This is a genomic window from Acinetobacter halotolerans (assembly GCF_004208515.1).
GTDB lineage: Bacteria > Pseudomonadota > Gammaproteobacteria > Pseudomonadales > Moraxellaceae > Acinetobacter > Acinetobacter halotolerans.
Map to the genome: position 1 here is coordinate 251,222 of NZ_SGIM01000003.1, position 12,245 is coordinate 263,466.

General features: G+C 37.4%; 15 protein-coding genes. 10 read left to right on the forward strand and 5 right to left on the reverse strand.

Annotated features, from left to right (window positions below; translation table 11 throughout):
* Positions 1-42 precede the first annotated feature (42 nt).
* A complete protein-coding gene (locus EXE30_RS05350; protein WP_171457326.1) occupies positions 43-324 on the reverse strand; it encodes a hypothetical protein in 282 nt (93 codons plus the stop codon).
* A 345-nt stretch (positions 325-669) separates the two neighbouring features.
* Between EXE30_RS05350 and EXE30_RS05355 the strand changes: the two genes are divergently transcribed.
* The 3 genes from EXE30_RS05355 (at position 670) to EXE30_RS05365 (ending at position 2,766) form a co-directional block, all read left to right on the forward strand.
* Positions 670-939 carry a YARHG domain-containing protein gene (locus EXE30_RS05355; protein WP_130161516.1) on the forward strand — a complete coding sequence of 90 codons (270 nt, stop codon included), beginning with the start codon at positions 670-672 and terminating at the stop codon, positions 937-939.
* Between the two features lie 69 nt (positions 940-1,008).
* Positions 1,009-1,422, forward strand: a complete 414-nt coding sequence (locus tag EXE30_RS05360) for an HIT family protein (protein ID WP_130161517.1) — start codon at positions 1,009-1,011, stop codon at positions 1,420-1,422.
* 255 nt (positions 1,423-1,677) lie between these two features.
* Positions 1,678-2,766 (forward strand): porin, encoded by a 1,089-nt coding sequence (locus EXE30_RS05365; RefSeq protein ID WP_130161518.1) that lies wholly within the window; start codon positions 1,678-1,680, stop codon positions 2,764-2,766.
* Between the two features lie 541 nt (positions 2,767-3,307).
* On the opposite strand, the gene EXE30_RS05375 is transcribed toward EXE30_RS05365, so the two are convergent.
* Together EXE30_RS05375 and EXE30_RS05380 are read right to left on the reverse strand one after the other, a co-directional pair.
* Positions 3,308-3,913, reverse strand: a complete 606-nt coding sequence (locus EXE30_RS05375) for a YidB family protein (RefSeq protein WP_130161520.1) — start codon at positions 3,911-3,913, stop codon at positions 3,308-3,310.
* A gap of 166 nt (positions 3,914-4,079) precedes the next feature.
* On the reverse strand, positions 4,080-4,541 hold the full coding sequence (locus EXE30_RS05380; protein ID WP_130161521.1) for a DUF6231 family protein: 462 nt from the start codon (positions 4,539-4,541) through the stop codon (positions 4,080-4,082).
* 37 nt (positions 4,542-4,578) lie between these two features.
* On the opposite strand from EXE30_RS05380, the gene EXE30_RS05385 reads away from it, so the two are divergent.
* A complete protein-coding gene (locus EXE30_RS05385; RefSeq protein ID WP_130161643.1) occupies positions 4,579-5,448 on the forward strand; it encodes a DUF2797 domain-containing protein in 870 nt (289 codons plus the stop codon).
* Between the two features lie 38 nt (positions 5,449-5,486).
* On the opposite strand, the gene lpxB is transcribed toward EXE30_RS05385, so the two are convergent.
* Positions 5,487-6,665 carry a lipid-A-disaccharide synthase gene (gene lpxB / locus EXE30_RS05390; protein WP_165382368.1) on the reverse strand — a complete coding sequence of 393 codons (1,179 nt, stop codon included), beginning with the start codon at positions 6,663-6,665 and terminating at the stop codon, positions 5,487-5,489.
* A 245-nt stretch (positions 6,666-6,910) separates the two neighbouring features.
* Between lpxB and EXE30_RS05395 the strand changes: the two genes are divergently transcribed.
* The 3 genes from EXE30_RS05395 to EXE30_RS05405 are packed head-to-tail and all read left to right on the forward strand — an operon-like array spanning position 6,911 to position 9,040.
* Complete coding sequence (locus EXE30_RS05395) at positions 6,911-7,204, forward strand: hypothetical protein (protein WP_130161523.1); 294 nt, start codon at positions 6,911-6,913, stop codon at positions 7,202-7,204.
* 1 nt (position 7,205) lies between these two features.
* Positions 7,206-8,762 (forward strand): PepSY-associated TM helix domain-containing protein, encoded by a 1,557-nt coding sequence (locus tag EXE30_RS05400; protein WP_130161524.1) that lies wholly within the window; start codon positions 7,206-7,208, stop codon positions 8,760-8,762.
* Positions 8,759-9,040 (forward strand): DUF1634 domain-containing protein, encoded by a 282-nt coding sequence (locus EXE30_RS05405; RefSeq protein ID WP_130161525.1) that lies wholly within the window; start codon positions 8,759-8,761, stop codon positions 9,038-9,040. The genes EXE30_RS05400 and EXE30_RS05405 overlap by 4 nt, the downstream gene beginning before the upstream one ends.
* A 53-nt stretch (positions 9,041-9,093) precedes the next feature.
* Here EXE30_RS05405 and EXE30_RS05410 read toward each other — a convergent pair whose 3' ends face one another.
* Positions 9,094-9,276 (reverse strand): hypothetical protein, encoded by a 183-nt coding sequence (locus tag EXE30_RS05410; RefSeq protein WP_130161526.1) that lies wholly within the window; start codon positions 9,274-9,276, stop codon positions 9,094-9,096.
* 226 nt (positions 9,277-9,502) lie between these two features.
* Between EXE30_RS05410 and EXE30_RS05415 the strand changes: the two genes are divergently transcribed.
* From EXE30_RS05415 to EXE30_RS05425, 3 genes are all read left to right on the forward strand, one after another.
* A complete protein-coding gene (locus tag EXE30_RS05415; protein WP_130161527.1) occupies positions 9,503-10,390 on the forward strand; it encodes a sulfite exporter TauE/SafE family protein in 888 nt (295 codons plus the stop codon).
* A 118-nt stretch (positions 10,391-10,508) separates the two neighbouring features.
* Positions 10,509-11,600: a 3-deoxy-7-phosphoheptulonate synthase gene (locus tag EXE30_RS05420; protein ID WP_004671025.1), complete on the forward strand. Its 1,092-nt coding sequence runs from the start codon at positions 10,509-10,511 to the stop codon at positions 11,598-11,600.
* A 124-nt stretch (positions 11,601-11,724) separates the two neighbouring features.
* On the forward strand, positions 11,725-12,240 hold the full coding sequence (locus EXE30_RS05425) for a hypothetical protein (RefSeq protein ID WP_130161528.1): 516 nt from the start codon (positions 11,725-11,727) through the stop codon (positions 12,238-12,240).
* Positions 12,241-12,245: the final 5 nt, after the last annotated feature.

The window sequence follows — 12,245 nt, forward strand, 5'->3', positions numbered from 1 at the left end:
GCAATATGTAAAAGTAAGAATAATTTTTCTTTCAAATCTTAATTATTTACTATTCACATCAATTTTAAATATCTTTCCATTACAGACCCAAACCGTATAGATCTGCATATCAATCTCATAGACATATTCTGTTGCGCTGCATGAATAACGACCATCTCTATGTTTGAAATATCTTGGATAAGATTTTCCCATTTTTCTAAGTAAATCGCTTTCACTATCCCCTACACTTACAAGCTCATATGAGGAACGCATTGAGTTAGTTTCTCTTGCAAAAACACTGACTGATATTAAAATTGAAATTATTCCAAATATTATGTATTTCATTTTATGAACCAATTTTTATTTAATTCGCTTAATTTATCAAACAGTTAAAATAAAGTCATCCGTAAATCACCTGATGTTAACCTAACTCAATAAAGATAATTTGATAAATCATAGAAAAGTACAATGTAAATCACACAAAATCGCAATAAAACACTATATTTTTTTCTTTAATACCATGCATCAAAAACTGTTGATATCTAAAGTTTTTCTCTATTATTATGGATGGAATATGAAGTAAAATTACATTCAAATAATAGAGTTTCATTGAAATTTCATCAATACACCTTATATTAGTACATGCGCTGCGCTCAACGCAGTGCTTGCTCATAACGAGAGGAACACCTCATGAATAAGTTTACAGTTGCTGCTTTTGCTGGATTAATGGCCCTTACAGGTTTCAGCATGCAAGCCTCAGCATCGGAACAAGAATGTAAAAAGTTACAAGATAACTATAATCTGATCTATGCTTCTAAAGGCTTCTGTTTTAAAGATGCAGATGCTAAAGCCAAATATGGTAATGAGAACTGTCATACCACTAAGCCAAAGTTTTCTGAAAAAGAGCAGCAACGCTTAGACGAAATCAAAGCTCGTCAAAAAGAACTGAATTGTAAGTAATATTTCATTGCCCCTCTTTAAAAATAGAGGGACATTCCTACATCTATGATTTAAATTAAAGGACTAAGCATGGCATACGATGACCAAAATATTTTTGCAAGAATTCTTCGTGGCGAGTTACCTGCGATTAAAGTTTATGAAGACGAGCAAGTTCTTGCATTTATGGATATCATGCCTCAAGCCGATGGTCACACCTTAGTTATTCCTAAGACACCAGCAGTTACCCTACTCGATCTTCCTGCCGATGCAGCTGCTTATACTATTCAGATCGTTCAAAAAGTTGCTAAAGCAATGGAAAAGGCCCTCGATGCAAAAGGCATTGTCTTGATGCAACTCAATGGCGCTGCTGCGGGTCAAACTGTTCCGCATATACATTTTCATCTCGTTCCAGGTTCACTCCATGAGCTAGGTCGTCATGCTGTGCAAATGGGTGATCAAGAAAAGATTCAGGCACTTGCTGAAAAGATCAAAGCAGCACTTTAATCTTTTAACACTGTACAAAACGGGGTGATCACTCCGTTTTTTTGTTTTTGTAATTATATAAAAATCAATAAGAAACATAATTATTACGTAATATCAATCGTCATAAAACTGTCACTTTTCTTTCACTTCTCTGTCACAAAGTTTGCCGATACTGCATACAAGTTAGTGAGCTATGTAACTTTTTGTACATGAGCAAACTTATAACAGTAACTAAGGCAACAGCCATTTACAAAAAAGTGTTTTGGAGAAATCTCAATGAAAAAATTGCTTCTTGCTGCTACTGTAGCAACATTAGCCATGAATGCAGCGCAAGCAGCACCAACATTGTATGGTAAGCTCAATGTGACGCTCGATCAAATTGATAAGAATGGCTTTAAAGACGAAAGCGTAACAAAAGTAAATTCAAACGCTTCTCGTATTGGTATCAAGGGTGAAGAAAAATTAACAGACAATCTTTCTGCAGTTTATTTAATTGAATGGCAAATCAATGCAGATGGTGATGGTGACCAGTCTTTTACAAACCGCAACCGCTTTATTGGTCTTAAATCAGATGGCGTGGGTACATTAAAAGTCGGTCAATATGACTCATACTTCAAAACAGCAGCAGGTAGCAACCAAGATATCTATAATGATCACAACGAACTAGATATGACCGCTATTTTGGCTGGTGAAGATCGTTTAAAAAATGTGATCGGTTTTGAAACTGATAAAAAATTGTTGGGTGGTTTAGCATTTAACATCATGTTCCAACAAGGTGAAGAGTCTTCTGCCACTGAAAATGCGGCTAAAGGTTACAAAGGTAGTCGTGATGGTTTTGGTGACGGCGTTTCTACCTCGATCACTTATGACAATAAAGACTATGGCTTTGCTGCTGCGGTAGCAGGTAACTACGGTATCGCATCTAAATATAGTGCTTATAGCTTATCTGGTATTTATACTGATGCTATCCGTGTAACTGGTTCTTATGATTTCACGAAAATAGGCTTTGATGGGTTTGTATTGGGTGCTTTATGGCAAACAGCTCAACCGACAGATGACACTGTTACAACTACAAGCGGTTCTGATGTAACGTCATATAAAGGTTTACAAGAAGATGCGTATGGCGTAACTGCAGCGTACAAGATCCCTTCTACACCAATCAAGTTAAAAGCACAGTACATCTCTGCAACAACAGAATCAAATGGTCGTGATGATCGTAAACAAGATCTTTATGGTCTTGGTGCAGATTATCAAATCAACAAACAAGCACGTTTCTATGGTGTAGTTGGTCAACAAAAACGTGATTGGTTAGTAAAAGATGATAAGAAAACAACTATTGGCTTAGGTATGGAATATAACTTCTAATTTGAAACTTATTTCCTAATCAGTAAAAAAGGGCTCTATGCCCTTTTTTCATTTAGAGAATAGAAAAATCGTTGCTACTAAATTCATGAAAACAATTGAAATAAACGAATACCATAAAAATTTAAAAAAATGATCTTTTCTTAAAACATAATAAATTAACAGTATGACCAGCAATATCGTGGAGAAAAACAGCCAAATTAATCCATGTAATTGAGCATTTCCCCAAATATTATTTTCTACTGCAAAATGAACATTTCTGTATAAGGATGGTATAAATAAGATCGACAAGATAGATGAAAAGATAAATAACTTTTGTCGAAGCGCTTTAATAAAAAAACTGACAAGAATCAATAATGGTAAAGTAACAACGAAATAGATAAAAAATATTAAAATGAAGCCAACTCCGGACCCTGCCACACTCATAACATTCCTAAACCATTTGAATTTGTTTAAATACTACTATAGATCAAAAACAATTAGGCATTATAGAAAATCTAAAGCTCATCTCCAAATGAGCTTTAGATTCACAGAGAATAAACAACTATTTTTTCAAAAAACCACTCACAATATTCAAAACATTTTGAATATCATTATTCGCTTCTTGTGGACTTGTACTTGAACCTTGAGGGGTTAAAGAATCAATCACTTGTGGTAAAACTGATGCGATCGCGCCATAAATCGCTTGTTTTGGGGCCTGTGTTTGCTGTGCAACTTGCTCAACATCTTGGTCATCAAACAAACTCTGCATATTTTGAGTCGGTATATCGGTATTATTTGGCTGATTAGGATCAACCCAACTCTGTACTTGATTGGCTAAACCCGCATTTTTAAGTTTATCCAGTGCACCTTGTAAGCCGCCTTGTTTTTGAATCCAAGCTAAAATTAATGGTAAAACAGCTATCAACAAAGTTTGTGTTGTATTGCCACCTGAACCACTTTTAGCTTGAGAGTTATTCCCTAATTGACCAAGTACCGAACCTAAAACACCGCCTAGACCACCTTGTTGGCTCTGAGTGCTTTGTTGACCACCCATCTGTCCCAATACAGAACCAAGAATTCCTCCAAGCCCACCGCCTTGCCCCGATTGTTGCTGACTACCTAAAGCTTGCTTTGCTAACATTTCAACAATATTGCTTAAATCTGTCATGATCTATGTATTCCTTTGGAATTATTTATCCAAAAAGCATACGCTGCTTTGAAAGAACAGAACAAAATTGAATTGTTAAATTTTGCAAGGGCTTGCGGTTAACCCACTTCTATATTTCTCTGGCTGAAGAAGCACTCGCGTTCCACAAAAAGGAAAAAAATTAGATTTACCAACGGAATTTATTCCAGTTCTCAGGGTTAGCCCAAAACTTTGAATTAAACCAATCTGGCACATGCTTGTAGGTCAAAATATTGAATTGCCACAATGCGAAATCACTGTCATGGCTAGTCTTATCGATCAACTGAGTAAAACCAAGCGAACGGAGCAATTTTTCATCATCCAGCTTGCTCACGACAATAATACGTTTTGCCATCAAATCACGTAATTTCACCAGTAACTGTGCTTTTTGCGCTTCATTGACGTTTTGCATCTCTGCTGTATCAAATAATACAAAACCTAAATCATAACGCTGTGTAAATGGCAGACTTAAAAAGTCAATTACGTTAAAATAATGCCATTGAATGGAAGCATTTTGGTCAATCTGCTGACCTATACAAAGTGCAGTATGTATGGGCTGTTCTTTAGATAAATCGTCTAGCATAGAAGTGATGACATTTTGTTCAGCCATGCTGCAACCCTTGAATGAGAAAGATGAGAGTTTATTGATGGAACTACAAGGCATTTGTCATAAAATGCATGCAGCGCTCAAAACGCATAGTGTAACTGATCAACCAATACACAAGGCAAATGTTGAATATAAATTTATATTGGATCGTTCAGAAACTGATCTGCCATTTGTATTGGGTCAAGAACTAGAGATCGAATGGACAGGCAATATTTTCTGTACATCATGTGGTGCTAAAACACCTAAATCCTATTCCCAAGGTCATTGTTTTAAATGTTTCAAGACCAAGGCAGAATGTGATTTGTGTATTATGAAACCTGAAACTTGCCACTATCATCTTGGAACTTGTCGTGAAAATGATTTTGCGCACAATGTGTGTTTCCAACCACATATTGTTTATTTGGCAAATTCAAGCGCGCTTAAAATTGGTATTACACGTATCGTCAATATGCCAACACGCTGGCTTGATCAAGGTGCAACCCAAGCCCTCCCTATTCTAAAAGTTGGCTCTCGTCGTTTATCTGGTCATTTAGAAACCTTGATAGCAAGTCAAGTTGCGGATAAAACGGATTGGCGAAAATTGCTTAAAGGTGAAGCCGAGCCTTTAAATTTGGTTGAGCAAAGAGATCAAATCATTGAAGAGTTTGCACCAAAAATTCAAAGTATTCGCGAAGAGTTTAACCAAAATCTTGAGTTTGATGAAGGCTTAGAATTTTTAGAAAACGAAGCTCAACGTGAGTTTATTTACCCTGTTGATCATTATCCTGAAAAGATAAAATCATTGAACCTCGATAAAACCCCTAAAATTCGTGGCGTTTTACAAGGCATTAAAGGTCAGTATTTATTACTCGATATTGGTGTGATCAATATTCGAAAATATACGGGTTATGAATTGATTTTACGTGCATAACTAAAAGGTGGCATCGATGCCACCTTTTTTATTTTTGTTTACTCGGCTTTTAAACACTTCAAAATTGCTTGCACTGGATCTTCAGTATTACCAGAGATCAACTGCTTATGCATACTCACGTGCTGCATCATTTGAATATGTGCAGTTTCATGGTCCATCAATCTTTCGATTTCTGTTGCAAGTTTTTTCGGGGTTGCATCGGACTGGATCAGTTCTTCGATGACCTTCTTACCTGCAATGATATTAGGTAATGCGTAATAAGGAATTTTGACTAGAAATTTGGCGATCATATAGGTGAGCCAATGCAGTTTATAAAACGTCACCATTGGACGATGTAATAACATGGCTTCAAGTGTGGCTGTACCCGATGCAAGTGCCACAATATCACTGGCATTCATGACCATACGACCTATTTTTGATTCATTGTCGCTATTTTCTAAAACATGAATCTTGGCTTTGAGGCTGATATCCAAATTTTGGATACCATGCTCGATCTGCTGCTTTCTTGCATCGTTTATCGCCGGGATCAAAAATTCAAGCTCAGGATATTTGCGATGCAAAATTTCTGCTGCACCTGTCAATAAAGGCAACAAGCGTTCTATTTCACCGCGACGGCTACCTGGCAATAATGCAATATGCATTTTATTTGCAGATAAACCAAAGTGATGCTTTGCTTCTATAATTGGATTTTTTAATGGTAATTGCTTTGCCAATGGATGACCAACGAAGGCAGCTGCAACATCGTAATTTTCATAGAACGTTTTCTCAAATGGAAATAAACACAGCACCAAATCAATACTTCGCTTGATCCCATGCACTCGTCCTTGACGCCATGCCCACACCGATGGGCTGACATATTGAACGGTTTTAATCGGCAAACTCTTTTCTTTTATGCTTTTAGATAAGCGTAAATTAAAATCTGGCGCATCTATCCCAATAAAAATATCCACTGGCTGTTCCGCCCAACGCTCAACTAAGCCATCGCGTACAGCAAATAATTTTTTTAGGTCTTTTAAAACTTCAACAATCCCCATAACCGACAAAATTTCCATCGGATAAAAACTATGGAAACCTTCTGCAATCATCTGTGGACCACCAATCCCCTCAAATTCGGCATCAATTCCTTGTTCACGGAAACTTCGCATGAGTTTTACACCCAGCGTATCCCCAGAAACTTCCCCCACCACGATGCCAATTTTTAGTTTTTGCTTTAACAAGACCAACGCCCCATTCAAAAGTTTAAAAGATTCTAACAGAATGATTTTACATCGAATCGCTGTGAATAATGTAATTTGTTCATGATTGGTGAAAATCATTTTAATCTAAGAAATCATTGAGCTCGAACTTTGCTATCTGTATTTGCGATAAATCAACAATTGCTTGAATTAAACTTAGCCATTAATATAAACAAGAATCATTTGCATGTGTGATTTGCTCTCCTTTTGTTACTTCAAGAACATTTATGGCTAAATCCACTTCTCCTACTTTTGTCTATCGACTGAGTGTGTTCTATCGCTTTACATTTATATTCGTGCTTGGCTACTTAGCAATGATGTATTTGAGTTTAAGCCTAACGACACTCTTCAGCTATTTTTTAGATAAAGCAGAAGCGATTTTTCTCGCGGCATTTATCTCGATTTTGTTTTATTTAGCATTTGTTATTTTTGGATTTTGTTTCAACTCATTGTTGAAATTGACATTGCTCAGTTTGGTTCTGGTGGGACTCTTGTTTGGCTTATCTGTGGGTTTAAATTAAAATGCAAAATAAAGGCGTCCGCCAATCAATGGCATGGTTACATGCTTGGACTGGCTTGGTTTTTGGATGGCTTTTGTTTGCCATTTTTTTGATGGGGACGAGTTCGTATTATCGTCATCACTTAAATTTGTGGATGCAGCCGCAACTTGCACAATATCAAGTGAATCAAGATGTAGCGATAGGTACTGCGACTGATTATTTAGAAAAAAATGCGGCAGATGCTAAGTCATGGTATATCGGCATTGCCAATCCTGAGCAGCCTGTAAATAAAATTTATTGGGAAAAAGCAGACGGCGGCTATGAAAGTCGTAACTTGGATATTAACACTGGGCAAGAATTAAAATTATCAGCAACACAAGGTGGCGAATTTTTCTATCGTTTCCATTACCAACTTTATGGGATGCCGATCCTCATCGGACGGCTAATCGCGTGTTTGGCCGCATTTATCATGCTGATTGCTTTGGTTTCAGGCATTATTACCCACAAAAAAATTATTACTGATTTTTTTACCTTTAGAACCTTTAAATCACAACGCTCTTGGCTGGATTTTCATAATGTGTCTTCTGTTGTGGCATTACCTTTTTTTCTCACCATTACTTTTACAGGTTTAGCGATATTCTTTTATCTCTATCTACCCTTAGGAATGAAGAAACTATATCCAGAAAATCCATATCAATATTTTACTGAAATCAGAACAGTAAGCCAAAGCAATAACAATAATGCAGCACCTAAACCTAGGGAAACAGTTTCAATTGCAACCCTCCTCACCCAAGTACGACAACAATGGGGAGATCAAGCACTTGCGACGATCGAAGCAAAAAATCTGAATACTGATCAAGCAATCATTACTTTTAAACAATTGGAAGATCGATCCATCACCTTAGATCAAGCTCAAATTAGCTTTGATGGCACAGGGAGAATTTTAGCAAACACTCGCAATAATAGTTCGGTTGCGACTCTGAACTTTGGTATTTATAGCCTGCATATGGCAACTTTTGCACAGCCTGCGCTGCGATTCGCTTTTTTCTTGTCAGGGCTTCTTGGTTGTTTAATGATTGCTTCTGGTTTGTTGTTGTGGAGCTTAAAACGTCAGATTCAAAATAAATCAAATCAGTTCCATTTTGGCTACTACTTGGTTGATCGCTTGAATGTTTCTGCATTTGTTGGCTTACCGATTGCGATGCTAAGCTACCTTTTTGCCAATCGACTGGTACATCTAACAGAAACCACACCGAATTATGAGATTTATACATTCTTCTCTGTTTGGGGATTGAGCTTTGTAATTGCCCTCATCACGAAACAACAATATTTATGGAAATCCCAAATTTTCATTTTTGGATTGCTCGCAATTGCTTTGCCTTTATATAACTTAGTTTATCTCACGAATCATCAACTTCTATCGGATAGCCAAAGTTATTGGCTATTCTTACGCGTCGATTTATTCTTTGTTGTTTGCGCGCTCTTAGCTATTTTTATTTATCGTAATATTCAGCCTATCCAAGTCAAGGCACGAAATAAATTAAAAGCAAAACTTGATCGACAAGAGACAAAAAAATGATGTTATTTGCGCTCATTCTAATCGGTTTAGGTATGTTGCTATTATATCAATGCAGCGATAAAGCGATTCGTAAAATCAAACCACAGTATCAAAAATTGATACTGCGCTTTCGATTAGCGCTGAGAATTATTGCATTTCTGTGTTTTTTCTTGGCGGGTGCATTGCTCTGCTTAATCTACGGGTCTTCAATCGGTTTTATAGGATGGTGGATCTTTGCAACACCTGTGACTTTATTCTTAATCTTATGGGTCAACGAGCTTAACCCCACTAAAAAATAGGCTCTAGAGAGAGTAGATATCCCTCATAAGTAGTGGATATCTACTATTAAAAATTAATGTTTGTGATGTTCTTCGTGTTCAGAGGAACCCTTTTTATCTTTTTCTTCACAACACTTCATCTTTTTACAACATTCTTTTTTGTTAGCCATCTCTTTACAACAATCGGATGCGGCAAAAGCTGGAGTAACAGCGGTAAATAAAACTGCGGTCAACAATAATTTTTTTAAGCTAAACATAATCATATCCTCTAAGTCGCTAACCATACTATCCTTGTTTCAATATCAACATAACTTAGATATCTGAACAAATGCAACTCAATTATGACCATTGCTGGTGACAAAAACCTGAATAAGCACACGTCTTTATCTTTTTTTTGCATAAGTAAATCATTATTCATCACAACGAGTTAGATAAAAAAGAAATAAGATATGCTGTTTTTTGCATAATTTAGGCATATTGTCGATGTTCGGTCCAATGGAATTTATTTTAGCGGGTGTACTGGTTGGTTTCTGTGTAGGGATCACTGGCGTCGGCGGTGGTTCATTGATGACACCAATTTTGATCAGTTTGTTTAAGATCGAACCGCATATTGCCATAGGTACAGATTTACTCTACGCCTCAATTTCAAAATTCTGCGGTTCACTGGTTCATGCTAAAAAACTCAATATTGTTTGGCCTATAGTCCTTTGGCTCTCTTTAGGCAGTATACCGGCTTCCTTTGCTACCTCTTGGGTGCTAGAACACTACCTCAGTCAATCAACACATTACAAACCTATTCTGACTATGGTTTTAGGGGTGATGTTGACTTTGACGGGTATCTCAATCGTTTTCCGTGCTCAAATTGAGAAGTTCTTCGATCGCTTTAGAAATCGGGAACAAGCAAATATGGAAAGTGAACAACATGCCCTACAACATAAACGCCGATATATTTTATTTATGGGCATTATTTTAGGCGTGTTGGTGACATTATCCTCAGTCGGTGCTGGTGCTTTCGGCATCATGGCGTTAGTGATCATGTTCCCTAACTTACCGATGATTCGTATCATTGGTTCTGATGTGGTGCATGCCGTATTGCTGACTGCTGTCGCGGGTTTAAGTCATATGTCTTCTGGTAATGTCGACTTTAGCTTATTGATGTGGCTATTGGTCGGTTCTATTCCTGCAATTATTGTTGGGACATTGATCAGTTCGCATTTACCTGAAAGATTTATCCGTAAAATCTTAGGAATCACGCTATTTGCATTGGGTATAAATTTCATTATTAACCCTGTAAAAGAGAAACCGAAACCTGTTGAAACAACCCAAGTGGTTCTGATTCAGCAAACAACTCATTCTACAACAATAGTTTAAGTGCTAAATAGCCGATTGTTTATACATAAATGATGCGAATCGCTAGTTAATCAATCGGCTTTTCGTGCTATATTCGTAGACAAATTAACCTCTTCTTTCGATTGAATTTGTGACAGCAATGAATACTCTACAGTCAAATCCAGTTTCTCAGCCAGATATCGACGACGTTAACATTAAAAGCATTCAGACTTTGATTACTCCAGCAGAACTTAAAAGTGACCTCCCTTTATCAGAAGTTGCCTACCGAACTGTACTCAATGGGCGTAACACGGTTCGTAATATTTTAGATGGTAATGATAAGCGCTTGTTTGTCGTGATCGGGCCTTGTTCAATTCACGATACCAAAGCCGCACATGAATATGCAGATCGCCTAAAAGTACTCAGTGAAAAAGTAAAAGATACTTTATACATCGTCATGCGTGTTTATTTTGAAAAACCACGTACGACTGTGGGCTGGAAAGGTTTAATTAACGATCCTGATATGAATGACTCTTTCAATATTGAAAAAGGTTTGCATATCGGTCGTGGTCTTTTGCTTGAATTAAATGAAAAAGGCTTACCATGTGCGACTGAAGCACTTGACCCAAACTCTCCTCAATACTATCAAGACTTAATTTCTTGGTCTGCAATTGGTGCACGTACTACTGAAAGCCAAACACATCGTGAAATGTCTTCGGGCTTATCTTCACCTGTAGGTTTCAAAAATGGTACTGATGGTGGTTTAACGGTTGCAACCAATGCGATGCAATCAGTAAAACATGGTCACAGCTTCTTAGGCTTAAATGAAAGTGGTCAAGTTGCAATCATCAATACCAAAGGCAACCCATACGCGCATGTAGTTTTACGTGGCGGTAATGGCAAGCCGAACTATGATGCAACTTCAGTTGCTGAAGCTGAAGCAGCTTTAGCCAAGGCTAAAGTCAGCACCAAAATCATGATTGACACTAGTCATGCTAACTCAAACAAAGACCCGTATTTACAACCATTGGTTTTGAAAAACATCACAGAGCAGATTCTTGATGGCAACAAATCAATCGTGGGTATCATGGTTGAGAGTCACTTAAAAGGTGGACGTCAAGACATCCCTGAAAATCTGTGTGACCTCGTATATGGTCAATCTGTAACAGATGGCTGTATTGATTGGGAAACCACTGAAAAAGCATTATTAGAAATGCATGAAGCGTTAAAAGACGTTTTACCAAATCGTTAATCTTTGAATAGATCAAAAACAGGCTCTCATGAGCCTGTTTTTATTTGGTCTATTAAATATTTTTGAACTGTAACATTTTTTTAATTATACTGCTGCCACATTTCCCCCGCGACGTATCATTGATATGAAGCCCAGTCTCCGTCAACATATGCACAAGTGGCGTACCTTATTGGGTGCGATAACTTTGCTTTGTTTACTCTGGCATATCTTGTTACCAACCATGGTACATACAGGCGTCGTACCTGCACTTTATGCAATGCCATCACATTGCCAAGTCACAGAAATTCAAAAAGTCACACTGTTATCGACACAAGTACACAGTCACAATCATAGTGAACATCATCACCATACGATGCAGCAGCATAATCATCACCTTGATCATGCCCAACATGGCTCACAACTCAGTGAATATGCACAACAAGTCTATGCACTTGCTAGCCAAATCATGAAGCATTGCCCACTGTGTACCTATGGTTTAGATGCAGCCGTAATTATTCCATTGCTTGGCTTGATTATCATTTTCTTATTGGCTTGGTTTAGTCGTGTACGCTGTTTGTGCCATGCGTGGACACAGGATCTGTATATTCCACGTATTTTCTATATTTTCCCCCTTAAACAGGCTCCGCCAGTCGCTCTATAAATCGC